Below are 26129 nucleotides of genomic sequence, written 5' to 3'. Positions count from 1 at the left end.
GATGTCGCGGCCGGCGGAACGTCCGGCCAAGGGCCTTCGGATCACTGGTAGCCCTTCGGGAAGGGGTTCGGCTCGATCAGGTCGGGCGTCTCGAACACGACCTTGAACTGGCCGTCGGTCTGCGCCATGCCGACCCGCGTGCGCGACCACAGATGGTGGTTCGGGTGGATCTTGACGTAGCCCTCGGGCGCCTTGGTGAACTCGATGCCGGGCGAGGCCTCGGCGATCTTGTCGATGTCGAAGGAGCCGGCCTTCTCGACCGCCATCTTCCACAGCCACGGGCCGAGATAGGCGGCCTGCGTCACGTCGCCAATCACCGTCTTCTCGCCCCACATCTTCTTGAAGGCGGCGACGAATTCCTTGTTGTTCGGATTGTCGAGCGACTGGAAGTACTTCATGCAGCTATAGGCGCCGGCGATGTTCTCGCCGCCGATGCCGTCGATCTCGTCTTCCGTGACGGAGATCGTCAGCAGCGTCTGCTTGGAAAGGTCGATGCCGGCGGCCTTGAGCTGCTTGTAGAAGGCGACGTTCGACCCGCCGACGATGATGGCGTAGATCACGTCCGGCTTCTTCAGCTTGATCTTGTTGATCACCGAGTTGAACTGGGTGTGGCCGAGCGGGAAATATTCCTCGCCGACGACGCTCGTCCCCTCCATGAAGTTCTCGATGTGCTTCCGCGCGATCTTGTTGGAGGTACGCGGCCAGATATAGTCCGACCCGAGCAGGTAGAACGTCTTGGCGCCCTTGGTCTTGTTCACCCAGTTGAGGCCGGCGATGATCTGCTGCGTCGCTTCCTGTCCGGTATAGATCACGTTCTTGGACTGCTCCAGCCCTTCATAGAAGGTCGGGTAGTAGAGCATGCCGTTATACTGTTCGAACACCGGCAGAACCGCCTTGCGCGAGGCCGACGTCCAGCAGCCGAACACCGAGGCGCACTTGTCGTTGACCAGCAGCTTCTTCGCCTTCTCGGCGAAGGTCGGCCAGTCGGAGGCGCCGTCTTCCTGGATGAACTTGATCTTGCGGCCGAGCACGCCGCCGCTGGCGTTGATCTGGTCGATCGCCAGCTTCTCGGCCTGCACCGAGCCGGTCTCCGAGATCGCCATGGTGCCGGTCACGGAATGCAGGATGCCGACCGTGACCTCGCTGTCCGTCACCGCAAGACCGGTGGTGTTCACCTGCGCGGTCGGCGGCGTATCGGCCAGCGCCATGCGCGGGAACAGCGATGTCGTTCCAAGCAGAGACGCCGCGGGCAGGAGCGACATTCCCTGGATGAACGTACGACGGGTAGAGGAAAACTTTTTCGGAAAATCATCGTTCGAAGACATGACATCCCCCTCCACGGGTTTGACGTGGCCAAGACAGGTTCTTGATTTTGGCTGCACCTTTCCGGCGTTGGGGATGATCGTGCGGATGTCGCTGCGTCGCAGCAATACGTCGATTGACGTATAGAGATTCGCCAGCGGCGATCGCACAGTAGGTTTCGATGGGGATGCTGCGCGCCGCGCGACGGCGGACAGTGTAGCTATCGTCGAGTTGTGCTCGCGCGCGCGATCATCCCGACAGTTATAACCGGAGCCATCGACTGCCGCATTTTTTGGCAAGCGGCAAACGATCAAGGCAGATAAAGGACTTGAACTCGATTTTTCTTGTACGTTCCTTGCATTCGGCGTGAAGTCGGCAAACAGTCTTCATGCTGCGGCGGGGCAGCGAGGGTTTTGTTGCGGCGCGTTGCGGAGATCGGCCTTCGGGCCGTCCCGGCGGGCGCGGGCATGTGGCAGGCGTCGGGGTGGTGCAGAGGGATCCGGTACGGGAGCAGCCACGCATGGCGGGCGAACAGAAGATCATTCGCGTCCGCCGGCGCTACAATCAGTGGGTGGTCAACGAGACCCTCGAGGATTACGCGCTCCGCTTCACCGCCAAGAGCGCACGCCGCTGGTCGCCGCTGCGCGTGGCCAACACGGCGCTGGGCGCCATATCCTTTCTCGCGCTGGAGGCGATCGGCGGCGCGGTGACGCTCGCCTACGGCTTCCCGAACGCGGTGGCCGCCATCCTCGCCGTGTGCGCCATCATCTTCGCCGCCGGCCTGCCGATCAGCTACTACGCCGCCAAGTTCGGCGTCGACATCGACCTGCTGACCCGCGGCGCCGGCTTCGGCTATATCGGCTCTACCCTGACGTCGCTGATCTACGCGTCCTTCACCTATCTGTTCTTCGCCATCGAGGCGGCGATCATGGCGCTGGCGCTGGAGATGTGCTTCGGCGTGCCGCTGATGGCGGGCTACTTCGTCAGCGCGCTGGTCGTCATTCCCCTCGTCACCCACGGCATAACCTTCATCAGCCGGTTCCAACTCTGGACCCAGCCGCTGTGGGTGGCGCTGAACATCCTGCCGTTCCTGTTCATCGCCTGGAAGCATGGCGGCGACCTTTCCGGCTGGAGCAGCTTCACGGGCCGTTTCGGCTCCCCGGACGGGGCCTTCGACCCGCTGCTGTTCGGCGCCGCGACGACGGTGGTGTTCGCGCTGGTGGCGCAGATCGGAGAGCAGGTCGATTTCCTGCGCTTCCTGCCGCGTCGGGCTCCGGGCGCGGATGCGCGCAGGCGCGAACTGGCCTGGTGGACGGCGCTGCTGGCGGCGGGGCCGGGCTGGATCATCCCCGGCGGCCTGAAGATGCTCGGCGGCTCCTTCCTCGCCTATTTCGCGCTGAGCCACGGCGTGCCCCTCGCCCATGCCGCCGAGCCGACGCAGATGTATCTGCTCGCCTTCGAAACCATGCTGCCGCCCAAGGCCGCCCTCGTCCTGACCGGCATCTTCGTGATCCTCGCCCAGCTCAAGATCAACGTGACGAATTCCTATGCGGGGTCGATCGCCTGGTCGAACTTCTTCTCGCGGCTCACCCATTCGCATCCCGGCCGGGTGGTCTGGCTGGTCTTCAACGTCACCATCGCCCTGCTGCTGATGGCGCTCGGCGTCTACAAGGCGCTGGAACAGATCCTCGGCCTCTACGCCATCGTGGCGGTGGCTTGGGTCGCGGCGCTGGTGGCCGATCTTGTCGTCAACAAGCCGCTGGACCTCAGCCCGCCGGGCATCGAGTTCAAGCGCGCCCATCTCTACGACATCAACCCGGTCGGGGTCGGCGCGGTCGCGGCCGGCACGGTGGTGGCGATGATCGCCTTCGCCGGCCTGCTCGGCACGACCCTCCAGGCCTTCGCGCCCTTCGTCGCGCTCGGCGTCTCCTTCACCACCGCACCGGCGATCGCCGTCGCCACGCGCGGGCGCTATTACCTCGCCCGCCGCGCCCAGCACAGCTGGCAGGGCAAGGCGACGCTCCGGTGCTGCATCTGTGAGCATCGCTTCGAGCCGGAAGACATGGCCCATTGCCCGGTCTATTCGGGGCCCATCTGCTCGCTGTGCTGCTCGCTCGACGCGCGCTGCCACGACCGCTGCAAGGAGGAGGCGCGCTTCCCCGACCAGATCCTCGCGGTGCTCCGGGCCACGCTGCCCGGCTGGATGGTGGCGGGCATTAATTCGCGCATCGGGCACTATATCGGCGTGCTCTCGCTGCTCGCTTTGCTGATCGGGGCGATCCTCGCGCTGATCTATTTCCAGGCGACCTTCGGCCCGGCGGCGCAGCGCGAGGTGATCGGCTCGACGCTGTTCACCCTCTATTTCATCCTGCTCATCATCGCCGGCGTCGCCGCGTGGCTGTTCGTCCTCGCGCAGGAAAGCCGGCGCGTGGCCCAGGAGGAAAGCACGCGGCAGACCGCGCTGCTGTTCCGCGAGATCGCCGCCCACAAGCGCACCGACGCCAAGCTGCAGAAGGCCAAGGAGGTGGCCGAGGCCGCCAACCTCGCCAAGAGCCGCTATGTCGTCGGCATCAGCCACGAGTTGCGCACGCCGCTGAACGCCATCCTCGGCTATGCCCAACTGCTGGAGCGCGACACCTCCATCCCCGCGCACCGGCGCGACGCGATCCGGGTGATGCGCCGCTCGGCCGAACACCTGTCGGGGCTGATCGACGGCCTGCTGGACATATCGAAGATCGAGGCGGGGCGGCTCTATCTGTCGCGCGACGAGGTCCGCATCTCCGACTTCCTCGACCAGATCGTGGACATGTTCCGCCTTCAGGCCACGGCGAAGGGGCTCGACTTCATCCATGCACGGCCGGAACTGATGCCGGCCGTCGTCGTAATCGACGAGAAGCGCACCCGCCAGATCCTCATCAACCTGCTGTCGAACGCGATCAAGTTCACCAGTTCCGGCAGCGTGGCGCTGAGGATGAGCTACCGCAACCAGGTAGCCGACTTCACCGTGGAGGATACCGGCATCGGCATTCCCTCCCCTGATCATGCCCGGATCTTCGAGCCCTTCGAACGCGGCGAGCGCGCCGGCACTTACACGACGAACGGCATCGGGCTCGGCCTCACCATCACCCGGCTGCTCACCGAGATCATGGGCGGCGACATCTCCCTGACCTCCGCCCCCGGCGCCGGCACCACCTTCCGGGTGCGGTTGATGCTGTCGGAGGTCGCCCATCCTTCGCTGGCGGGGCCGATCGAAAGCCGACGCATCGGCGGCTATGCGGGCCGGCGCCGTACCGTGGTGGTGGCGGACGACGACGACGCCCATCGCGAGCTGATGCACGAGCTGCTCATGCCGCTCGGCTTCACCGTCATCGCGGCGAGCGACGGCGTCGCGGCGCTCGACCTGGTGCGGCAATGGGATCCCGACCTCCTGCTGCTCGACATCTCGATGCCGCGCCTCGACGGCTGGGAAGTGGCGCGCCAGCTTCGCGATGAAGGCTTCGGCCGGCTGCGCATCCTCATGATCTCGGCCAATGCCGGCGAGATGGGCGCCGGCACGCAGGCCGGCCATCACGACGACCACATGGTGAAACCGGTGGACCTGCGGGTTCTCATCGAGAAGATGCAAGCCCTCCTCGACCTCGAATGGATCGAGGATGCGCCATCGGCGGTACGCAGCGAGCCGTTGGCCCCGATGGGTCGCCCGCCCTCGCTCGGCCATATCGACGACCTGATGAAGCTCGGCGAGATCGGCTATGTGCGCGGCATCCAGGCCAAGCTGAACGAGATCGAGGCTCTCTCGCCCGATCACCGCGCCTTCGTCGCCCAAATGCGCGACGTCATGGAGGCGTTCGACTTCAAGAGGTACATGTCGGTGCTGGAGGCACTGCGCGGCCATGATGCATAGCGTTGAGCGCCGTGACATCGTCCTGGTGGTGGACGATTCCCCCGAGACCCTGAGCGTCCTCACCGACGCGCTGGAGGCCGCCGGCGTGACCGTGCTGGTGGCGCGGGAGGGCGCGGGCGCCCTCGCCCTCGTCGACCGCATCACGCCCGACGTCATCCTGATGGACGCCATCATGCCGGGCATGGACGGTTTCGAGACCTGCCGCCTGCTCAAGCGCAACGGCTCGCTCGCCCATGTCCCGGTGATCTTCATGACCGGGCTTTCGGAAACCGAGCAGATCGTGAAGGGTCTCGAATCCGGCGGCGTCGACTACGTCACCAAGCCGATCCGGCCGGACGAGCTCATCGCGCGGATGCGCGTGCATCTCGCCAATGCCCGGCAGACCCATAGCGCGCGCGCCGCGCTGGACGCGTCGGGGCGCTTCCTGCTCTCCGCGACGTCCGGGGGGCGGGTGCTGTGGAGCACGCCAAAGGCGGGCGACCTGCTCGCGAGCATCGCCACCGCGACGCCGGGGGACAGCTTCCTGCTGCCGCCGCCCGTGCTCGCATGGCTCGGGGCGCGCCGGCGCGATCCCTCGATCACCGAGCCCGGCTCGCTCGACCTGCCGGTCCCCGACAGCCCGCGCACCGTCAGGATCTCCTATGTCGGCCAGATCGGCGCCGACGAATTGCTGCTGCGCATCGTCGAGGACAGCGGCCAGCCGCCCGAACAACTCCTGCGCGCGCGCCTCGGCCTAACCCTCAGGGAGGCCGAGGTACTGCTCTGGCTGGCGCGGGGCAAGTCGAACCGCGACATCGCCGAGATCCTCGCCCTGTCGCCTCGCACCGTGAACAAGCATCTCGAACAGGTCTACGCCAAGATCGGGGTCGAGAACCGAGCCGCGGCGACGGCGCTTGCGATCAAGGCCCTCGCTTCGCTCTGAGAGCGCGGCGGCCCCGCTCGGCTCCAAGCTGAAGTGGTGGCATCAGCCTTCACGCAACGTGCGCGGCAGGTCGGCCGCCCAAAGCAAGCCCGAGATGGTGGATGATCTGATCGAGCCGGGATGTGCGCCGGGACCACGGCAGCAGCGCCTCGTTATCGAAGCGCTCCGTGAAGATGCGGCGAGGGCACAGCACCGCATCGCAATGAAAGCGTCGTGCCCGAATAAGGAGATAGACCGGCCTGCCGGAAAGCGGCAGATCTGCCAGTTGCCGGGCATAGCGGCTGTGAACGCGCATCGAGGCTGCCCCGCATCCCGGGCAACAACTCGTCGCGCTGGACGCACGGAGGCAGATCCGGATGCCGGAACCCGCGTCAATCACTTCATCGACAACAAACCCGGGCGGCATCAGCTCCGAGACCTGTAAATGTTGACCCATGGCATTGATTCTCCATGTGAACCACTGCCAGCCAGACGCTCAACTCCATCAAAAGTGAGTCAGAGACCTTATTCCACGCCGCTTCACACTATTGGTGGTTCCGCCGTTTCGTACGGCTGTTCCTGGTCCGACGATCCATGATCTGGCGCTGATGATCGACCGTGAACGCGCCGGGTGAGAGGTCAGCCCTTCCGGCGGTATTTTCGACAGCCAGACGGTCAAGGCGCCCGCGCCCGGGGCCGAACGTAGCTTCGATGGCGCGAAGAAGACGGTTGGTCGCAGGCGCCACATTTGCTGTCGTTACGGACGGGCGCCTGCTCATGGTCAATCTGACACCGGCGGCCATCTCAGACAGCGCCGGGGCGCAACAGATCCTAGACGCCATTCGTAAACGCTGGCCCTGGCTCAAGAAACTCTTCGCGGAAAACGCCTATGATCGAGGAAGCTCATGGACAAGGCCGCTTATCTCGACTTCTTCATCGAGATCATCAAGCGCATCGAGACCGAGCCTGCTTTCAAGGTTCTGCCACCCCACTGGGTTGTCGAACGCACCTTCGGCTGGATGATACGCTGGCGGCGACTAGTGCGCGACTATGAAACTCGTATCGACGTATCCAAGGCTATGATCCACGTCGCAATGGGCGGCCTCGTCCTCCGACGTATCACTCATTAAGAGTTCCCAACCGGACTCTTGGAAGCCTCATTGGACTTCCGTTCGTTCGGCTTGTGGGCGCTCTTCATATCCGTCTCTTTAAAGTCGTTGCCTTTGAACAGGAGCGGTTCGCCCGTGGCCTTCGCGAGAGCATAGGAAAGCAATCGCCGTAGTTCAGGCCAGCCTTGTGCCGGCCTTTTCCGAAATCGAGAAATGCCTGGCGGGCCAGCTCGCCATGTTCGACCGTGACCGGCTCGACCATGACCCCGGCGCGTCGAAAGAACGCTTCCGCCTGTCGCAGGCCTTCCGGGCCGAGCTGGTTTTCAACCACCATCGACAGCTCGACGTAACTCGCCACGCTGATCCGGCAGTCGTCGGCATCATGAATAAGCTGCGCGAAGGCTTCCGCCTCCGGCTCGCGGTAAAGGATCGCGACCATGGCCGACGTGCCGATAATCATTTCGGCAGGCCATTATCATCGTAGAGCATCTCGGCATGGTCTGCGTAAGGCCGCTTCACGTGCGCGGCGGCCCGATCGGCGATAGCCAGCAGCTCTTGCACGCTGGCGTTGCCTTTCCGCTGCTCGATCTTGGCATAACGTTCGCGCAAAGCCTCGGTGACGACGCGTGTCATGCTCTCGCCCGTGGCACGGGAGATAGCTTGCGCGAGGCGGTGCGCTTCGGGATCTTTGACATTGAGGCTCATGGATACCTCCGGATCTACCAAAATTCTATATTTCTACCATTCTGCCGTGTCGCGCGCGTCGTGCCAAGCGGCGATCTGTTGTCCGCGTCGCGAACCGATGTACGAACCTTATGGAATTCAGGGCTCCGTTATGGTCTTGCGTTCGCCGCCCGGCCGGGTTCCTTGCCACCGGTAGCCGCCACCTTGGCGATCCCCCTACGCCGGCCACAATGTCGGTCTCTTCTGCCGCTGCGCTGAACGCCTGTCGGACCGGGGACGTCGAGGCGTCGCCATTCATCACTTCCAGCGCGGCGTCGCGTGTATCGTGGTGGTATTGGCTTTCGGCATGGGGCTTCCACCATCCGAGCGCAGGAGGAAGGAAGCCGTACACCGAGATCCGTCAGTGTGTGCCGAACCAGATCGCTTTCGGACTCCGTCACGTTAGGTCCCCGTGGAACGGTTCCGGGGTCGGGGGACGGTTCGCTCCCGCACGGGCACCCAAGAACGGCGACGGATCGCGGGGTCAGATTTTGAGGTCGGGTTCTGTGGCTCCAGCTCCGCCCTGCCCTTCCCGATCCCTGCCATGCGCCGCGCATGATGACCTGCGCGCTGTCGGTCTCGTCACCGCTATAACGCCTTAAAGCACCTGATGTGATCCCATCGCATCGCGCGCTACTGTGCATTGATGAAGAAACAGAACAGAACACGCATAAATCGTGCAGTTCATCTCCGTCGAAATATGGACAATATCGGATACTGACAAAACAATGGAGACTGGAATATGAGCAAAAGTGAGCTGCTTCGCAAGATCACCGACATGTATCGCGATGGATATGACGATCCTGCTGATCGATTGGAGCCGCCGGATCTCGTCGGTGATGTGTCTCGTGGCAGGCACGGACGGGCATCACGCAGGAAACTGGACGAGATGCTCGCCTTCATGTTGCATCACGGCGTGATCACGCAGGCGGATGTGGCAGGTGTACGAGGGGAACGCCCCCACCCGCCAGGTGCGCCAGATCTCTGCTGATCCCAAACGGCATTGCCCCGTGCGGGCAGTGTCGGCTTGCCCGCTGCTTATGGGCAGCGAGACGCGCATACCAAATCGAAGTCCTAGAAGAACGGCGGTGGGCGATGGGGATACCTTCGCTGCCCCGGACAATCCGGGAGCGGATCCTCCGCCGTCTGAACTCCGTTACCTGTGATCGGCGCCGAATATCCCGCGCCGGCTGGAAACCAGCGCCGAACCACGGTGATCTGTCCCCGTCCACACGAAGAATGCCCCTGATTGCCGTGGGCTGGACGAGGGAACAGGTTTCAGCGGATCTCTGGCTCGCATCAGAGGCGGTTCGATGCGACGAAGATGGACGTTCTGGAGCTTCTCCTCGGTCATGGCCGGCGTCTCGCCGCCTGCCGCGGCATCGTCCAACGCCTATTCTGAATCAGCCAGTGTCGACCGATTCATCGCGCTGATCGGTCGACCCGTTAGGTTTGCAGTGTTTCGTCGATGAAACGCGCGGACAGCTGGATTCCGGTTGGACAGAGGGTGCTCACCGAGGGCGTCGGCGGGTGCGGGCGGGTATCGAGTGCGAACCGTTCCTGGACCTTGACCGTACAGTATGACGCGGAAGGGCGGGCAGGAAGAGCAGGTTCCAAGGGCGGAGCCAGTTCGGGTTCGGCACGTCGTCCGGCTGGACAATATGAACCCCATCCACGTCAGCGGCCTCCGACCCGATACGCTCCCTCGCCGCTGTCCCAACTCGATCGATGCACGGCTTGGTCAAGCCGCCACGCGCACAGCTCCGTCCCGCCCAGCGCACCCGGTAGCGGCGTCACGCATGGCTTCGACGAAGATCTGATTGAGGGTAATGACGTCGGCGGCTGTGCTGAAGAAAGGGCTTGGCACGGATTATTCGCCAAGCTTCGCCATCACTTTTGGCCAGCGCTTGAGCACGCGCCTAGCAAACGCCTCGACGTCAACCGTCGGCCGCGCACGAACGACAGGCTCCTCGATCGAAGGAGTATCTTTCACGACGGATCTGGTCTGCACGCTCATGGCGCGGAACATAGCGCTCTGTGCCGTTGGATTCAATCGATCCTCCCCAAATGCGAAACCGGACGGCGTGATCCGTCCGGTTTGATGGTGGAAGTGGCGGTTCAACTTGTCCGCCTCGCTCAGGTCGAGCGTGTCCGGCTCGGCTGGCGCCGCACCCTGCGCCTGATCCCCGGTCATGGTGCGTGCCCTTCAAAGCCGCACGGCCGCTCATACGCGACCTTATGAATGGCGAAATTGAGTTGCATATCGGTGAGGATGCAACCGTAATTGAGGCAATCGAGCGAGAGGTACAGCGTCGTCCCAATAGGAGCCCTGCCGGCGAGCACCGCACCTTTGTATGGAACTGGCGCAGCTGCGCTTGGATCGTTGAACCATCGTCGAGCCCTCCCAGTTGAAGGGCTTACTGATTCGATTAGAATGAAAAGAGAACAAATATCCCTTCGTTCCTCCGGAATTTCTCCCGGAATTTAGTCGAAACACCAATCTAAATATTTGAGATAATTCACGAATTTTAATTGGTGCGGACGACGGGACTCGAACCCGTAAGCCTTTGAAGGCGCAAGATTTTAAGTCTCGTGCGGCTACCAGTTTCGCCACGTCCGCCCTGACCGCCGGACGAACTGGCGTGCAGGATATTGTCATTTTCTCATCCGTAACGCCCATCCGCCTGCGGCGCGACACAACATCTCGCGCCGCAGCGGCCGTCTCTCAGAACAGTCCCCAGATCGCGCCGGCCTCGTCGACATGGATGTTCTCGGCCGCAGGGGTGCGGGGCAGGCCCGGCATGGTCATCACGTCGCCGCACAATGCCACCACGAAGCCGGCGCCGGCGGAGAGCCGCACCTCCCGCACAGGCAGAATGAAGCCTTCCGGCGCGCCGCGCAGCGTGGGGTCGGCGGTGAAGCTGTAGGGTGTCTTGGCCATGCAGACCGGAAGTCCGCCATAGCCGCGTGCCTCGAACTCGGCGAGCCGGGCCAACGCCGCGGGATCGAACACCACCGAGCCGGCGCGATAGATGCGCCGCGCCACCGTCTCGATCTTCTCGGCCAGCGAAAGCTCGTCGGCGTAAAGCGGGCGATAGCCGGAGGGCTGCCCGGCGAGTTCTATGACGGTTTCGGCGAGTTCCGCCGCTCCGGCGCCGCCCTGCGCCCAGTGCGAGCACAGATGCACCCGCGCCCCGACCGCCCGGCACGCCTCCTCGACCGCCGCAATCTCGGCCGGCGTGTCGGACGTGAAGCGGTTGATGGCGACCACCGCCGGCAGGCCGAATGTCGCCATGTTCTCCAGATGCCGGCGCAGATTGGCGGCTCCTGCGCTCACCGCGGCGATGTTCTCCATGCCGAGATCCTTCTGGGCGACGCCGCCATGCATCTTCAGCGCACGCACGGTCGCCACCACCACGACCGCGGACGGTCTGAGATTCGCCTGCCGGCACTTGATGTCGAGGAACTTCTCGGCCCCGAGATCTGCGCCGAAACCGGCTTCCGTCACCACGTAGTCGGCAAGGCCGAGCGCGGCGCGGGTAGCGATCACCGAATTGCAGCCATGGGCGATGTTGGCGAAGGGCCCGCCATGGATCAACACCGGCGTGCCTTCCAGCGTCTGCACCAGATTGGGCTGGAAGGCGTCGCGCAGCAGCGCCGTCATGGCACCCGTCACCTTCAGGTCGGCGGCGGTGATCGGCGTGCGGGCGAAGGTCTGCGCCACCACGATGCGGCCGAGCCGCTCCTCGAGGTCGACCAGCGAGCGGGCGAGGCAGAAGATCGCCATGACCTCGCTCGCCACCGTGATGTCGAAACCGTCTTCGCGCGGGAAGCCGTTGCCCGGCCCGCCGAGGCCGACGGTCACCTTGCGCAGCGCGCGGTCGTTCAGGTCCACCACGCGCCGCCAGGAGACGCGGCGCACGTCGATATCGAGCGCATTGCCCCAATAGACGTGGTTGTCGATCGCAGCGGCGAGCAGATTGTGCGCGGCGGTGATGGCGTGGAAATCACCGGTGAAATGCAGGTTGATCTCGTCCATGGGGATCACCTGCGCGCGTCCGCCGCCGGTGGCCCCGCCCTTCGCCCCGAAGACCGGCCCGAGGCTCGGCTCGCGCAGCGCGATCGCGGTCTTCTTTCCGGCACGGGCCAGCGCGTCGCCAAGGCCGATGGTCGTGGTGGTCTTGCCCTCGCCCGCCGGGGTCGGGTTGATGGCGGTGACCAGAATCAGCTTGCCGCGCGGATCGGCCTCCGCCTTCTGGGCGAGTGCGAGCGCGACCTTTCCCTTGAAGGGGCCGTAGCGATAGAGGTCCGCATCCGCGATTCCCAGGCTCCCGGCGATCTCTGCGATGGGCCTCGGCGTCACCGAGGCCGCGATGGCGGCGTCGCTGTTGGGGTCGATGGTCCGCGCCGCGCGCTGCATGATATGCCGTCCCTCACCGTATGAGTCCCCTCGATAGCCGCTCCGCATGGCGCGTTTCAAGAGCGGCTACGGGAGTACGCATCACTCCGTGCAGGCCTCGCTCAGGGACAGGCCTTACGCGGCGCGCGTGCGCTCCGCGAGGCAGGCGACGAGGATCATGCCGCCGATGACCGCCAGATGCTCGACGAAGAAGTAGAATTCGATCTGCGCCTCGTCGCCCTGCATGGTCCAGAAATGGTGGACGATCGGGATGGTCAGCGCGGTGAAGACGGCCAGCGCCCCCGCCGCGAGCCATGTGGCGCGGTTGAGGAGGATCAGCACCGATCCGGCGAGTTGGGTGATGATCGTCAGCACCGCGAACACCGCCGGCGGATGCAGCCCGAAATGCGCCATCTCGGCCTGCGCGGCGGTGAAGTCGAGCGCCTTGGAGATGCCGCTACCGAGAAACATGAAGACCAGCAGCAGCCGGCCGATGAATGCGGTGATGGATGAACGTAGAATGGTCGAGACGACGGCGGCCATGGTCATTCCCCCCGGAAAGGCCTGTCGCCCACAGGATGCGGACGTGCGGTACTAAGCTATTCCAGGTGGAAAATCGAGAGGATGGGCCGCTCAGGCCACGCCGTCGCGGATCGGCGGCTGGAAGCTCAGGCCCATGTCCCAGGGGAAGTAGATCCAGGTGTCCTGGCTCACCTCGGTGATGAAGGTGTCGATCACCGGCCGGCCGAGCGGCTTGGCGTAGACGGTCGCGAAATGCGCCTTCGGCACCATGTCGCGCACGAGGCGCGCGGTCTTGCCGGAATCCACCAGATCATCGATCACGAGCAGCCCCTGCCCGCCCTCGCCGGCGATGGCGAGCACGCGCTCGGCGATGGGCTTCAGCACCTGCATGTCGCCCTGGGTCTGGTAGTCGTGATAGCTCGCGATGCAGACCGTCTCGATCAGCCGCGTGCCGAGTTCGCGCGCGACGATCGCCGCCGGCACCAGCCCGCCGCGGGTGATGCAGACGATCCCCTCGAACGGCCCCGCCCCCGCCAGCCGCCAGGCAAGGGCGCGCGCATCGCGGTGGAACTGGTCCCAGGAGACGGGAAAGGCCTTCTGCTGGCGAGGATCGGACATTGGCGGGCACATCCAGGATTGATCGAGCGCGCAGCTTTAGATGAGTTCTCGCGCGAGTTGAACGTGTTTTGCGACGCGAAACGCGGATGCGGGCGACTCGGGATCGCCCTGCCGCCGTTTCAAGGCAGCTCAGGATCGCCCTTGCCGCCGTGCCTCCTCGGCGACCATGGCACGCACTGCCGCGGTCGCCGCGGCCAGCCGCTCAGGATCGCGGGCGCGCACCACCAGATTGGCGTTCGGCCTCCCGTCATCGGCGATGAAGGGGTAGCTGCCGATGGAGACATCCGGGAAGGCCGCCGCGATCGCCGCAAGCGGGCCGCCGATGTCGCCTTCCTTCGCATTGGCCGGCACGGTTTCGGAGAGCATCCGCGCGCCGGTGGCGAGTTGCGGGGCCACCTCGTCCAGCATCGCCTGCATGATGGTGGGCACGCCGGCCATCACGATGACATTGCCGATGCGGAACCCCGGCGCCTTGGACACCTTGTTCACCACAAGAGTCGCGCCATCGGGAATCCGCGCCATGCGCAGCCGGGCCTCATTGAGATCGGCCTCGGGGATGCGCTCCAGCAGCATGGCACGCGCCTGCGGGTTCACGTCGATTCCCACGCCGAACGCCTTGGCGATGGAATCGGCGGTGATGTCGTCATGGGTCGGCCCGATGCCGCCGGTGGTGAACACATAGGTGTAGCGCGCGCGCAGAGCGTTCACCGCTCCCACGATCTCGGCCTCGATATCCGGCACGATGCGCACCTCGGCGAGGTCGATGCCGATGGCCGTGAGGTAGTCCGCGATATAGCCGATGTTCCGGTCCTTGGTGCGGCCGGACAGAATCTCGTCGCCGATGACGAGGAGGGCCGCCGTCACCACGCCGGGCTGCGGCGCCTCGCCCTTGGTCATTTCGTCTGCCATCCCGATTCCTCCCGCGTGCTGCGCCGAACCATGCAATAGCGACGCCGCGAATCAACGCAAGCCACGCCGCCCGGAGCGGCAGGGCGCCTCAACAATAGGCACCCGCCACCGTTTCGCACCGCCGGACGTCATTTTGGTGCTGGTCCTTTGCACGCCCTCTTCCTCTGGCACGCGGTTTGTAGCTAACGTGAGCCAGCAGGGGAGTAGAAGCGCAGCGATGACCGTGGCGTTCGATGAAATGACCAATCCGGACGGTTCGATCCGTCCAGCCTATGCCGCCCTGTCCCGCTGGCTCAAAGAGGTCCCGCCGGACGTCCTCGATTATCGCCGCAAGGAAGCCGAGTTCATTTTCCGCCGCATCGGCATCACCTTCGCGGTCTATGGCGACAGCGATGCGCAGGAGCGGCTGATTCCGTTCGACATCATCCCGCGCATCCTCACCAATCTGGAATGGCAGCGGCTCTCGCGCGGGCTCGAGCAGCGGGTGAAGGCCCTGAACCTCTACCTGCGCGACATCTATTCGAAACGCGAGATCCTGCGCGCCGGCATCGTGCCGGAGGATCTGGTCTACCAGAACCCGGCCTTCCGCCCGGAGATGAATGGCCAGAAGGTGCCGCACGACCTTTATGTGCACATCGCCGGCATCGACGTGGTGCGCATCGACGCCGATACGTTCTACGTGCTGGAAGACAATGCCCGCACGCCCTCCGGCGTCTCCTACATGCTGGAAGACCGCGAGATCATGATGCGGCTCTTCCCGGAGTTGTTCGCCGACAACCGCGTCGCCCCGGTGGAGAACTATACCGACGAATTGCTGGCGACGCTGAAATCGCTCGCCCCCGCCACCTCCAGCAACGACCCCGTCGTAGTGGTGCTGACCCCCGGCATCTACAATTCGGCCTATTACGAACACTCCTTCCTCGCCGACCGGCTGGGTGTCGAGCTGGTGGAGGGACGCGATCTCTTCATCAAGAACGACGTCGTCTACATGCGCACGACCGAGGGGCCGAAGCGGGTCGACGTGATCTATCGCCGGCTGGACGACGATTTCATCGACCCTCTCGCCTTCCGGCCGGACAGCGTGCTCGGCGTGCCGGGGCTGATGAGCGCCTATCACGCCGGAAACGTCACGCTCACCAACGCGGTCGGAACCGGCGTCGCCGACGACAAGGCCGTCTACAGCTACATGCCGGAGATCGTTAAGTTCTATCTCGGCGAGGAGCCGCTGCTGAAGAATGTGCCGACCTGGCGCTGCCGCGAGGCCGACCACCTGAAATACGTCCTCGACCACCTGAACGAGCTGGTGGTGAAGGAAGTCCACGGCTCCGGCGGCTATGGCATGCTGATCGGCCCGCGCGCCGACAAGGCACAGATCGAGCTGTTCCGCGCAAAACTGAAGCAGGATCCGGGCAACTTCATCGCCCAGCCGACGCTGGCGCTCTCCACCTGCCCGACCTTCGTGGACGAGGGCATCGCGCCGCGCCATGTCGACCTGCGGCCCTTCGTGCTCACGGGCGCGGACCGCACCCGCATCGTGCCGGGCGGCCTCACCCGCGTCGCGTTGCAGGCCGGCTCGCTGGTGGTGAACTCCAGCCAGGGCGGCGGCACCAAGGACACATGGGTGCTCGATGACTGAAGCCGTGATGACCGGCGCCCGGATGAGCCGGGCATCGAAAACGAGGCGTGCCGGAGAGGCGCGGGAGCGGGCGGAGCCGGAACCGTCCCGCTTTTGCCCGTCGGCGACGCCATGAACATCGCCGGAGCGGATTCCGCACCGCGCTGACAGGTTGAGGCAACTGGGACTGAGGGGGATCAGATGCCGTTCGACACATCGCTGGTCCAGCTGGCGGAACTCGCCGGCGGTGCCGCATCGAGCCTGCCGCCGGGACTGGTGAACTGGCTCGCCTTCACGGCGGCCTCGGCCGTGCTGCTCGTCATCCCCGGCCCCACCATCCTGCTGGTCGTCTCCTATGCGCTCGGTCAGGGGCGCCGCGTCGCCTTTCCCGTGGCGGCCGGCGTCGCGCTTGGCGACTTCACCGCCATGACGCTGTCCATGCTCGGCCTCGGGGCACTGCTGGCGACCTCGGCGGCCCTGTTCACCGGGCTGAAATGGGTCGGCGCGGCCTATCTCATCTGGCTCGGCATCAAGCTCTGGCGCTCGGCGGGCACCGCCGCGATCCCCGCGAGCCGGACCTCGCAGAGACCGCTCGCCATGATGGCGCATGCCTGGCTGGTGACCGCGCTGAACCCCAAGAGCCTCACCTTCTTCATCGCCTTCCTGCCGCAGTTCCTCGACCCGACGCGAAACCTCATCTCCCAGATGGTCCTGTTCGAGGCCACCTTCCTCGTCCTCGCCAGCCTGAATGCCTTTGCCTATGCCCTTGCCGCCGGTCGGCTGAGGGGGCGGCTCGCGCGCGACAGCGCGTCGCGGGATCGCGCCCTTGGCGTTCTGAACCGCGCGGGAGGGTCGCTCCTGATCGGCGCCGGGGTCGCGACCCTTGCGTGGCGTCACGCCAAATAGACTGGAATCCCATGCTCTCTCGCACCGCCGACAATCTCTACTGGCTCGCCCGCTACATGGAGCGCGCGGAGTGCCTCGCCCGCATTCTCGACGTGACCCAGCGGCTCGCGCAGCTTCCCGCCGCCTATGGCGGCTCGACCAATGAGTGGACCTCCGCTCTGCTGACCGCAGGCTGCGACGAGCTGTTCAAGCAGGTCCACGGCGACGAGGTGAACGAGGCGAATGTGGTCGCCTTCCTCGCCTTCGCGCCGGAGAATCCCTCCTCGATCCGCAACTGCTTCGAGATCGCCCGCACCAATGCCCGCTCGGTGCGCACTGCCCTCACCATCGAGATGTGGGAGACCATCAACTCCGCCTGGCTGGAGCTGAAGCGCTACTCCACCAAGAGCATGACCCGCGAGGAGCTGGCCCGCTTCCTCTCCTTCGTGAAGGAGACCTCGCTGCGCTTCGATGGCGCCGCCTACCGCACCATGCTGCGCAACGACGCGTTCTGGTTCTCGCGGGTGGGCATGTATGTCGAGCGCGCCGACAACACCGCCCGCATCCTCGATGTGAAATATCACGTGCTGCTGCCGGAGCAGGAGCATGTCGGTGGACCGCTCGACTATTTCCAGTGGGCCTCGATCCTGCGCTCGGTCTCGGCACTGACCTCCTTCCACTGGGTCTATCGCGAGAGCGTGAAGCCCTGGCTGGTGGCGGACCTGCTCATCCTCAATGCGCAGATGCCGCGCTCGCTCACCAGTTGCTACCAGAACATCTCGCGCTATCTCGATGATCTGGCGGCCTATTACGGCCGTCAGGGCGCCTCCCAGCGCCTTGCCCGCACCAGCCTGACCAAGCTCGGCAACAGCCGGATGGACGACGTGTTCCAGATGGGCCTGCACGAGTACATCGACGCCTTCATCACCGACAACAACCGCCTCGGCGGCGCCATCACCGAGCAATATCTGCTGTAGGAGAACCCCGCACCCGGCTGAACGCACCTCTCGAAGAGACCCGCCTCCGACCTGCGGGATCGGAGGCAACGAACCTGCCGCATCCTCGGGCCAAGGTGCCTCCTCATGCGCATCCGCGTGAACCATCAGACGATCTACCGCTACGATCCGCCGGCGCATGGCGCCATCCAGATCCTGCGGCTCACCCCGCGCAATCATGACGGGCAATATGTCGTCGCCTGGCGCATCGACGTGTCCGAGAGTTGCCGGCTGCAGGCCCATGACGACGCCTTCGGCAACATCACCCACACCTTCGCGATCGATGGCCCGATCGAGGAATTGCGGGTACTGGTGGAGGGCGAGGTCGAGACGCAGGACACCTCCGGCGTGGTGCGCGGCACGGTGGAGCGCTTTCACCCCTCGCTCTTCCTGCGCCAGACCGAACTGACCGAGACCAGCGAAGCCATCCGCGCCTTCGCCATGGAGGCCGCCGGCGATGCCGGGGTGGACCGCCTCGAGCGCCTGCACACGCTGATGGGCGCGTTGGGCGACGCGATGACCTATGATCCCGACCCCACGCACGCATCGACCACGGCGGTGGAGGCGTTCGAGCTGAAGCGGGGCGTGTGCCAGGACTTCGCGCACATCTTTACCGGCGCTGCCCGGCAGCTCGGCATACCGGCGCGCTATGTCAGCGGCTACCTGGTCGGCGACGGGGCGGAGGATGGCAGCGATGCCGGCCACCAGGCCGGGCATGCCTGGGCGGAGGCTTATGTCGACGGCCTCGGCTGGATCGGCTTCGACGCCGCCAACTGCCTGTGCCCGACCGACGCCTATGTGCGCGTAGCGACCGGGCTGGACTATCTCGGCGCCGCGCCCGTGCGCGGCAATCGCTATGGCGGCGGCGAGGAAAAGCTTTCCGTTGCGCTCACCGTGGACCAGTCGAGCCGGCAGGTCCAGGGCTGAGCCATTTTCCGGCCACCGCTGCCGCGTCGCAACGTCGCGCAGAGGAGGGTGCGCCGACGAAATTCCGGGCCGCGCGGTTTCCCGTCGCGAAACCGCGCTATAAGGGCGCCGGACTCAAGACACTGGCAAGAAACTGGGGCGTGCGCCGATGACCTATTGCTGCGGTATCCTCGTTCGCGACGGACTGGTGATGATCGCGGATACCCGCACCAATGCCGGTCTCGACAACGTGTCCACCTTCCGCAAGCTCCACATTTTCGAAGAGCCGGGCCGGCACGTGATGGCGCTCGCCACCGCGGGCAATCTCTCCATCTCGCAAGCGGTGATCTCGACCCTGCAGGAGGGCCTCGAAGATCCCGAAACCGGCGAGAAGAGGACGCTGTCCGAGGTCAGCAGCATGTTCCGCGGGGCTGAGCTGGTCGGTGCCGCAATCCGCCACGTCCACAAGCTTTACGGCGAGGGTCTCAAGGAATCCGATATCCGGTTCGACGTGTCCTTCCTGTTCGGCGGACAGGTGAATGGCGGGCGGATGCGGCTGTTCATGATGTATGCGGCCGGCAACTTCATCGAGTGCACCAGCGACACCCCCTTCCTTCAGATCGGCGAGCATAAATACGGCAAGCCGGTGCTGGACCGCTCCATCACCTACGACATCGACCTCTACGATGCGATGAAATCGGGTCTGGTCTCGATGGATTCGACCATGCGCTCCAATATCGGTGTCGGCATGCCGATCGACGTGCTGGTGGCGCGCCGGGATGCGGCCCAGTCCGAACTGGTTCATCGGATCGAGCCCGGGGAGCCCTATTTCCACGACCTGCGCGAGCGCTGGTCGGCCGCGCTGCGCGCCGCGCATATGTCGATCCCCCGCCCGCCTTACGGGCGAGGCAAATAGAGCTCAGGTAATCGACAGGTGATCTGATACGAAGAAAGCCCGAGCAACGCAGCGTCGCCCGGGCTTTCTTTCCGTCTCGCTTGCGCGGATGGCAGATACCATCAGGTCAGCAAGTAGAGAATGATGATGATCGGAATCGGAATACCGATAAGCCACATTAGGATAGCGGGCATTTTCCGGTCCTTTCGAAGAGAATGACTGTCTTCTGCCAGAATAACGTCGGATGTTGCCGGTAAGTTCCCACGGGCCCTTCCCTCTCGTCCGCACAGCCGAGGAAACGCCAATGAACCAGGCCGCCACCCCCTCCCCGCGCATTGCCCTCGTTACGGGTGCCGGCACCGGCATCGGCAAGGCGACCGCCCTTGCCCTCGCCGGGGCCGGCTTCACCCTTGTGCTGACCGGACGTCGGCCCGAACCGCTGCAGGCGCTCGCGGCCGAGATCGGTGGCGATACGCTCGTGGTGCCGGCTGATGTGAGTGATCCCGCCTCGGTGGACGCGCTGTTCGCCGCGGTGGCGCAGCGCTTCGGCCGGCTGGACGTGCTGTTCAACAATGCCGGTGGCTGGTCGCCGGCACGCCCCATCGAGGACGTGCCGTTTGAAATCTGGCAGCAGGTGGTCGCGGTGAACCTCACCGGCGTGTTCCTCTGCACGCAGGCCGCCATCCGGCTGATGAAGGCGCAGCACCCCAAGGGCGGGCGCATCATCAACAATGGCTCGATCTCCGCCCACGCCCCGCGCCCCAATGCGGCGCCCTACACCGCGACCAAGCACGCGGTGACCGGCCTCACCCGGCAGGTCGCGCTGGAAGGACGCGCCCATTCCATCGCCTGCGGGCAGATCGACATCGGGAATGCCGAAACCGACATGACCGCCGGCATGAAGACCGGTGTTCCCCAGCCGAACGGGCAGATCATGGTCGAGCCGACCTTCGACGCCGCCCATGCCGGCCGCGCGGTCGCCTATATGGCGAGCCTGCCGCTCGACGCGAATGTGTTGTTCATGACGGTGATGGCAACCAACGCGCCGCTCGTCGGCCGCGGCTGACGCACACCGCCGTCAACTCGGTGGCGTCTCCGGGGTGTCGGCGGGAACCGGCGCCATGGGCGGCGTCCCGCCCAATATGTCCGGGCGCTGGCTGGGCCTCTGCCGTCGCAGCATGGCGCGCTCCCGCTTCGCAGCCGCGTGGTAGCGCTCCGGCAGGGCATCGACGAGTTCATCGAACGCCGCTTCGTCGCCGATCCAGTCGAGCCAACGGCCCCTGTCGTCGATGAAGCCCACCTGAATGGGCGGGCGCTCCTCGACGGGATCATTCGAGGGAAACAGCGCATCGAGCAGCCATTGCATGTTGAGCGGGGCATAGGGCTTGCCGTCCTCGTCCAGGCCCTTTGCCATCCGCCGCAACACGCCGAGATGGACATATTCGTTGATCGGCCGGGCGTGGGGCGCCAGCGCGGCGAGCCGCACCTCTCCCGGGTCTTTCGGCCGCTGCTGCGCGATGACGCGGATCTGCGGGCGGGACCGATCGCGTGCGTAGAGAAGTCCCGTCCGCGATTCATGGATCTTCGCCGCCGGATCCGGCTTGAGCGTGTCTACCGCCCCCGGCCTCAGGACCAGCCGGAAACCGTGCTCGCTGCCGAGAGCGTCGATGCGATCGAGCATCCAGCGCAAGGTCGCAGCCCCGACGCCGCCATCCTCATAGCCTCCGCCGATGTCCGAATGGACGCCGGGAAACCAGACCTGCTCCACCACCTTGTTGTTGGCGTGGAAGGGCCGCTCCCAGAGCGCCGGCGGAAACGCCGAGCGCTTCTCGTCGACCGCGAGGGCCTGAAGCGAAACCGAGACGGCGGAAGACAGCCGGGTGTCGTGGAACCGGAACCGGCTGCGACCGATGGCATTGAGGTATTCGAGCGGAATACCGAGCGTGCCGACCGTATCGAACACCCCGAGGAGCGCGACCTTCACCTCGTCATGGCAGAACGCGCTCAGCGCCACGCCCTCGGCCGGAAAGCGGTTCTTCGGGTCGGTGCGATAATTGGCCCAGCTCCGTGCTTCCAACTCCGGCGTGCAGTGATCCCGCTGCAACAGGCCGCTGGCGCCGATATAGCCGGCAAGGCTGCGCGCCGTGAACGCCCCGCGCGAAAAGCCGAAGACAAGAATCTCGTCGCCGGGCTCGTAGAACTGGCACAGGAAGCGATAGGCCTGTCGCACATTGGTGCCGAGCCCCAGGCCCAGCGAGCCGCCGAGCAGCTTTTCCACCGTATCGGATCCGGTCCCCACGCCGGGATCGTAATAGATCCGTTGCTCAACGGGCGCAGAGCCGTCGCCCTGGTCGAGGATGCCGGGCTGGATCATATCGCGCAGCCGCACGACATTGGTGATCGCCAGGCCCCTGTCGTCGTTCCATGTGCCGTCGAGGCACAGGATGAGACGCCGCCGCGTCGAAGGCGCCCCGCATGCCGCCGCCACGCCCATGGACACCTCCCCCGAGATCCACCAACGAGATCCACCAACCCGCACCCGCGCGAACCTTACGCCCCCGCCGGATGAGTGGCCATCGTCAGAAGACCGCGAGCGCGCCCTGAAACAGCAGCCAGCTCAGCAGTCCCATTACACCGAGGCTGACGAGCGAGGCGAAGAGGCCTGCGATGATGAAGGCACCGTCGCGCTCCACGAGGCCGAGGCCGAGGATGCACACCGCGATCCCGGGCGGCAGATTGCCGAAGATCGGGATCGGCAGCATCAGCAGAAGCCCCAGCACCACGACCACGAGCCCGACCACGGTGCGCGCCGTGACGCCGGAGAAGAAGGCGTGGCGCGGCTTGGAATAGGCCTCGAAGCGCTTCACCCAGGGCAGCGCGCGGCCGATGATCTTTTCCAGCAGATCGCGCGAGAGGGTGCGCCGCGCCATCCAGCCCGGCAGCCACAATTCGTCGCGCCCCAGCGCCATCTGGACCCCGACGAGGCACAGCACCAAGCCGCACAGCACCGGAATGCCAGGCGGCATCGGCAGGCAATTGGGAATGCCGAACAGCAGCACCGTCAAGCCGAAGGCACGGTTGCGCAGCGCGCGCACGAGTTCGCCGAGCGAAATCCGCTGCGCCGAATGTGCCGTCACAATCGCCGAGAGAAGCTCGGACGTGCGAGGACTGCGATGATCCACGTCGCTGCTCAATGCCCCGTCTGCCAAGCGGGGACAGCCGACCGGCGCCCCGTTGCGTCCGCCCTATAGCACGGTAATCGCGGCAAGGTGAGGGCCGCCCGTGGGGATGGGGATGACGGGGCGCAGGTGGCGGCGCAGCAGGGCGACGCAATCCACCCGCTCAGTTGAGCCGGAAGATGCCGTCCACGGCGCGCAGCTCCGCCGGACTCACGAGGCGCGAATGCGCCACCGTCACCGAATGGAGCGGCCCCTCCAGCTCGCGTCGCCAGAACGTGAGAAAGCGGTTCAGCTCGGGAAATTGCGGGCACAAATCGTAATGCTGCCAGAGATAGGTCTGCAGCAGCGAGGGGTGGTCGGGCAGCCGGTAGAGGATGTGGGCAGTGGTCAGCCCATAACCCGCAAGCTGCTTCACGAAGTCCCGCGACACCGCGAGGGCGTTGCCCCCCGCAGCCATTGCATGCCCGGCACCGCCCTTCTGCACCATGCCCGTCCTCCCGCTCGTGGAAACGAATCCGGCCTTGGTGAAAGGCTCGCTCAGTATGCGTGGGACGGCAAGCTGAAAAAATGGAATTCTCGTTCAATATCAAAGCACTGGCAGCATGGATGACAGAGTGCTGTCAGCTTGCATGGCCGGCGCCTTTTCGGTTGACGTGCCTCGGCCGGCACATGCTGGCACTCACTTCCCCTGACTGCCAAAAATTTTCGCCCGCCCCCTTGCGGCTGCCGGGGGTGCCGCCTAGATGTCGCGGCGTCGCGCTGCTCACGAAAGCGAGAGCCTTTTGGTCCCGAGGGCGCGGCAAGGAAGCTATTGGATCCTTACCAAGACATTCTGGAGAGATGCGATGAAATTCCGTCCTCTGCATGACCGCGTCGTCGTCAAGCGGATCGAAGCAGAACAGAAGACCGCGGGCGGCATCATCATCCCCGACACCGCCAAGGAAAAGCCCTCGCAGGGCGAAGTCGTCGCCGCGGGTCCGGGTGCGCGTGATGAGGCCGGCAAGCTCCTTCCGCTCGACGTGAAGGCCGGCGACCGCGTGCTGTTCGGCAAGTGGTCGGGCACCGAGGTGAAGATCGACGGCGTCGACTACCTGATCATGAAGGAGTCCGACATCCTCGGCATCCTCGAGGCGACCGACACCGCCCAGAAGGCCGCGTGATCCCGCTCATTCACCGACACGAAGCCCTGAACGCTTCTCCGGAGTACTGAAATGGCTGCCAAGGAAGTAAAATTCTCCTCCGACGCGCGCGACAAGATGCTGCGCGGCGTCGACATCCTCGCCAATGCGGTGAAGGTCACGCTTGGCCCGAAGGGTCGCAACGTCGTGATCGAGAAGAGCTTCGGCGCTCCCCGCATCACCAAGGACGGCGTGTCCGTGGCGAAGGAGATCGAGCTCGAGGACAAGTTCGAGAACATGGGCGCCCAGATGGTGCGCGAAGTGGCCTCGAAGACCAATGACCTCGCCGGCGACGGCACCACCACCGCCACCGTGCTCGCCCAGTCCATCGTGAAGGAAGGCGCCAAGGCGGTTGCCGCCGGCATGAACCCGATGGACCTGAAGCGCGGCATCGACCTCGCGGTCGAGGCCATCGTGGCGGACCTCAAGAAGAACTCGAAGAAGGTCACCTCCAACGAGGAGATCGCGCAGGTCGGCACCATTTCGGCGAACGGCGACAGCGATGTCGGCAAGTTCCTCGCCGAGGCGATGCAGAAGGTCGGCAATGAGGGCGTGATCACGGTCGAGGAAGCCAAGACCGCCGACACCGAGCTCGACGTCGTCGAGGGCATGCAGTTCGACCGCGGCTACCTCTCCCCCTACTTCATCACCAACGCCGAGAAGATGCGCGTGGAGTTCGAGGATCCCTACATCCTCATCCACGAGAAGAAGCTGTCGGGCCTCCAGGAGCTGCTGCCGGTTCTCGAGGCGGTCGTCCAGACCTCCAAGCCGCTCCTGATCATCGCCGAGGACGTCGAGGGCGAAGCCCTTGCCACCCTCGTGGTGAACAAGCTGCGCGGCGGCCTGAAGGTCGCGGCGGTGAAGGCCCCCGGCTTCGGTGACCGTCGCAAGGCCATGCTGCAGGACATCGCGATCCTGACCGGCGGCGAGGCGATCTCCGACGACCTCGGCATCAAGCTCGACACCGTGACCCTCGCCATGCTCGGCCGCGCCAAGAAGGTCGTGATCGAGAAGGAGAACACCACGATCGTCGACGGCGCCGGCTCCAAGACCGACATCGAAGGCCGCATCGGGCAGATCAAGGCGCAGATCGAGGAGACCACCTCGGACTACGACCGTGAGAAGCTCCAGGAGCGTCTGGCCAAGCTCGCGGGTGGCGTCGCGGTGATCCGCGTCGGCGGCGCGACCGAGGTCGAGGTGAAGGAGAAGAAGGACCGCGTGGACGATGCCCTGCACGCCACCCGCGCGGCGGTCGAGGAAGGCGTCCTGCCGGGCGGCGGCGTTGCGCTGCTGCGTTCGGTGAAGGCGCTGGAAGGCCTCGCCACCCAGAACTCCGACCAGAAGACCGGCGTCGAGATCGTCCGCAAGGCGATCCAGTCCCCGGCCCGCCAGATCGCGTCGAACGCGGGCGAAGACGGTTCGCTGATCGTCGGCAAGATCCTTGAGCAGAACGACTACGCCTATGGCTTCAACTCGCAGACCGGCGAGTATGTCGACATGTTCAAGGCCGGCGTCATCGACCCGACCAAGGTGCTGCGCTCGGCTCTTCAGAACGCCGCGTCGGTCGCCTCGCTGCTCATCACCACCGAGGCGATGATCGCCGAGGTGCCGAAGAAGGGTGGCGCCGCAGCCCCGGCCATGCCGGGCGGCGGCATGGGCGGCATGGACTTCTGAGGTCCGTAGAGGAGCCGCCCGGCTCCCCGCTCAAGATCGAAGCCGGCAACAACCGGCTTCGCGGGCGGCGGCATGGGCGGCAATATCGGCGGCATGGACTTCTGATCGAAGTCCGGCAAAGCCGGATATGCAGAAGGGCGCGGCGAAAGCCGCGCCTTTTTTGCTCGCGCAAGGCGGTATTATAATAACATACACGAATGCTCGTGATCCCGGCCGGAGCGCAGCGCAGAGCCGGGATCGTGAAGGATCGGACGCGGTGCCCAGCCGGAGCTCAGGTGCCCGGCTTCCGGCGTCTCGGGGCGCGCGAACGGCTGCTCGCGCATCGGAAGATTTGTTTTAGGAATATATTCCTTGACATATGCCCCCCCTCGCGCCATCCTTCCCTCACTCGTCCCGCCTCAGAAGGTCACGCCGG

22 protein-coding genes, 1 tRNA gene and 3 pseudogenes are annotated in these 26129 nt (G+C 65.1%); 12 read left to right on the top strand and 14 right to left on the bottom strand.

The window, feature by feature from the left end:
• Positions 1–41: 41 nt before the first annotated feature.
• On the bottom strand, positions 42–1325 hold the full coding sequence (urtA, locus tag MWN34_RS16540) for an urea ABC transporter substrate-binding protein (RefSeq protein ID WP_247030422.1): 1284 nt from the start codon (positions 1323–1325) through the stop codon (positions 42–44).
• A gap of 497 nt (positions 1326–1822) precedes the next feature.
• Here urtA and MWN34_RS16535 point away from each other — a divergent pair, with 497 nt between their 5' ends.
• Both MWN34_RS16535 and MWN34_RS16530 read left to right on the top strand, forming a co-directional pair.
• A complete protein-coding gene (locus tag MWN34_RS16535; protein ID WP_247030421.1) occupies positions 1823–5206 on the top strand; it encodes a hybrid sensor histidine kinase/response regulator in 3384 nt (1127 codons plus the stop codon).
• On the top strand, positions 5196–6128 hold the full coding sequence (locus tag MWN34_RS16530; protein WP_247030420.1) for a response regulator transcription factor: 933 nt from the start codon (positions 5196–5198) through the stop codon (positions 6126–6128). Before MWN34_RS16535 ends, MWN34_RS16530 begins: the two co-directional genes overlap by 11 nt.
• A 49-nt stretch (positions 6129–6177) precedes the next feature.
• On the opposite strand, the gene MWN34_RS16525 is transcribed toward MWN34_RS16530, so the two are convergent.
• A complete protein-coding gene (locus MWN34_RS16525) occupies positions 6178–6564 on the bottom strand; it encodes a transposase family protein (RefSeq protein WP_247030419.1) in 387 nt (128 codons plus the stop codon).
• A 74-nt stretch (positions 6565–6638) separates the two neighbouring features.
• On the opposite strand from MWN34_RS16525, the pseudogene MWN34_RS16520 reads away from it, so the two are divergent.
• Positions 6639–7237: pseudogene (locus MWN34_RS16520) on the top strand (transposase); the annotation flags it as partial.
• Here MWN34_RS16520 and MWN34_RS16515 read toward each other — a convergent pair.
• Positions 7234–7676: pseudogene (locus MWN34_RS16515) on the bottom strand (type II toxin-antitoxin system VapC family toxin). The pseudogenes MWN34_RS16520 and MWN34_RS16515 sit on opposite strands and share 4 nt — an antisense overlap.
• Positions 7673–7921, bottom strand: coding sequence for a type II toxin-antitoxin system VapB family antitoxin (locus MWN34_RS16510; protein WP_247030418.1), 249 nt, complete (start codon positions 7919–7921; stop codon positions 7673–7675). The pseudogene MWN34_RS16515 and the gene MWN34_RS16510 overlap by 4 nt, the downstream one beginning before the upstream one ends.
• 760 nt (positions 7922–8681) lie before the next feature.
• Between MWN34_RS16510 and MWN34_RS16505 the strand changes: the two genes are divergently transcribed.
• Positions 8682–8930 (top strand): hypothetical protein, encoded by a 249-nt coding sequence (locus tag MWN34_RS16505; protein ID WP_247030417.1) that lies wholly within the window; start codon positions 8682–8684, stop codon positions 8928–8930.
• A 530-nt stretch (positions 8931–9460) separates the two neighbouring features.
• Here MWN34_RS16505 and MWN34_RS16500 read toward each other — a convergent pair.
• From MWN34_RS16500 to MWN34_RS16470, 7 genes and pseudogenes are all read right to left on the bottom strand, one after another.
• Positions 9461–9736, bottom strand: a pseudogene (locus tag MWN34_RS16500) (hypothetical protein); the annotation flags it as partial.
• Between the two features lie 73 nt (positions 9737–9809).
• On the bottom strand, positions 9810–10133 hold the full coding sequence (locus MWN34_RS16495) for a hypothetical protein (RefSeq protein WP_247030416.1): 324 nt from the start codon (positions 10131–10133) through the stop codon (positions 9810–9812).
• 339 nt (positions 10134–10472) lie between these two features.
• Positions 10473–10559 (bottom strand) — tRNA-Leu (locus tag MWN34_RS16490).
• A 105-nt stretch (positions 10560–10664) separates the two neighbouring features.
• Complete coding sequence (locus MWN34_RS16485; RefSeq protein ID WP_247030415.1) at positions 10665–12359, bottom strand: formate--tetrahydrofolate ligase; 1695 nt, start codon at positions 12357–12359, stop codon at positions 10665–10667.
• 114 nt (positions 12360–12473) lie between these two features.
• Positions 12474–12881, bottom strand: coding sequence for a DoxX family protein (locus MWN34_RS16480; protein ID WP_247030414.1), 408 nt, complete (start codon positions 12879–12881; stop codon positions 12474–12476).
• Between the two features lie 90 nt (positions 12882–12971).
• On the bottom strand, positions 12972–13478 hold the full coding sequence (gene gpt / locus MWN34_RS16475) for a xanthine phosphoribosyltransferase (RefSeq protein ID WP_247030413.1): 507 nt from the start codon (positions 13476–13478) through the stop codon (positions 12972–12974).
• 129 nt (positions 13479–13607) lie between these two features.
• Complete coding sequence (locus tag MWN34_RS16470; RefSeq protein ID WP_247030412.1) at positions 13608–14387, bottom strand: competence/damage-inducible protein A; 780 nt, start codon at positions 14385–14387, stop codon at positions 13608–13610.
• Between the two features lie 217 nt (positions 14388–14604).
• Between MWN34_RS16470 and MWN34_RS16465 the strand changes: the two genes are divergently transcribed.
• The 6 genes from MWN34_RS16465 to MWN34_RS16440 all read left to right on the top strand — a co-directional run bounded on the left by MWN34_RS16465 (position 14605) and on the right by MWN34_RS16440 (position 20749).
• On the top strand, positions 14605–16023 hold the full coding sequence (locus MWN34_RS16465; protein WP_247030411.1) for a circularly permuted type 2 ATP-grasp protein: 1419 nt from the start codon (positions 14605–14607) through the stop codon (positions 16021–16023).
• 180 nt (positions 16024–16203) lie between these two features.
• Complete coding sequence (locus tag MWN34_RS16460) at positions 16204–16908, top strand: LysE family translocator (protein WP_247030410.1); 705 nt, start codon at positions 16204–16206, stop codon at positions 16906–16908.
• A gap of 11 nt (positions 16909–16919) precedes the next feature.
• Entirely contained in the window at positions 16920–17864 is a 945-nt protein-coding gene (locus MWN34_RS16455) for an alpha-E domain-containing protein (RefSeq protein WP_247030409.1), read from the top strand.
• A 105-nt stretch (positions 17865–17969) separates the two neighbouring features.
• Entirely contained in the window at positions 17970–18809 is an 840-nt protein-coding gene (locus tag MWN34_RS16450; RefSeq protein WP_247030408.1) for a transglutaminase family protein, read from the top strand.
• A 148-nt stretch (positions 18810–18957) separates the two neighbouring features.
• Positions 18958–19704: a proteasome-type protease gene (locus MWN34_RS16445; protein ID WP_247030407.1), complete on the top strand. Its 747-nt coding sequence runs from the start codon at positions 18958–18960 to the stop codon at positions 19702–19704.
• Between the two features lie 283 nt (positions 19705–19987).
• Positions 19988–20749 carry an SDR family oxidoreductase gene (locus tag MWN34_RS16440; RefSeq protein ID WP_247030406.1) on the top strand — a complete coding sequence of 254 codons (762 nt, stop codon included), beginning with the start codon at positions 19988–19990 and terminating at the stop codon, positions 20747–20749.
• Positions 20750–20761: 12 nt separating this feature from the next.
• Here MWN34_RS16440 and MWN34_RS16435 read toward each other — a convergent pair whose 3' ends face one another.
• The 3 genes from MWN34_RS16435 to MWN34_RS16425 form a co-directional block, all read right to left on the bottom strand.
• Complete coding sequence (locus tag MWN34_RS16435) at positions 20762–22177, bottom strand: DUF2235 domain-containing protein (protein WP_247030405.1); 1416 nt, start codon at positions 22175–22177, stop codon at positions 20762–20764.
• 85 nt (positions 22178–22262) lie between these two features.
• Positions 22263–22865, bottom strand: coding sequence for an exopolysaccharide biosynthesis protein (locus MWN34_RS16430; RefSeq protein WP_343311941.1), 603 nt, complete (start codon positions 22863–22865; stop codon positions 22263–22265).
• A 160-nt stretch (positions 22866–23025) separates the two neighbouring features.
• A complete protein-coding gene (locus MWN34_RS16425) occupies positions 23026–23349 on the bottom strand; it encodes an usg protein (protein WP_247030403.1) in 324 nt (107 codons plus the stop codon).
• A gap of 358 nt (positions 23350–23707) precedes the next feature.
• On the opposite strand from MWN34_RS16425, the gene groES reads away from it, so the two are divergent.
• Together groES and groL are read left to right on the top strand one after the other, a co-directional pair.
• Positions 23708–24022 carry a co-chaperone GroES gene (gene groES / locus MWN34_RS16420; protein ID WP_247030402.1) on the top strand — a complete coding sequence of 105 codons (315 nt, stop codon included), beginning with the start codon at positions 23708–23710 and terminating at the stop codon, positions 24020–24022.
• A 51-nt stretch (positions 24023–24073) separates the two neighbouring features.
• The gene (groL, locus tag MWN34_RS16415) at positions 24074–25714 is read left to right on the top strand and encodes a chaperonin GroEL (protein WP_247030401.1); all 1641 of its coding nucleotides are present in this window, start codon (positions 24074–24076) and stop codon (positions 25712–25714) included.
• Positions 25715–26129 lie beyond the last annotated feature (415 nt).

It is taken from the genome of Ancylobacter crimeensis, from assembly GCF_023016805.1.
Classification (GTDB): Bacteria; Pseudomonadota; Alphaproteobacteria; order Rhizobiales; family Xanthobacteraceae; genus Ancylobacter; species Ancylobacter crimeensis.
Note: the sequence above shows the minus strand (reverse complement) of the source record. Positions and strands in the feature narration are given on the sequence as shown.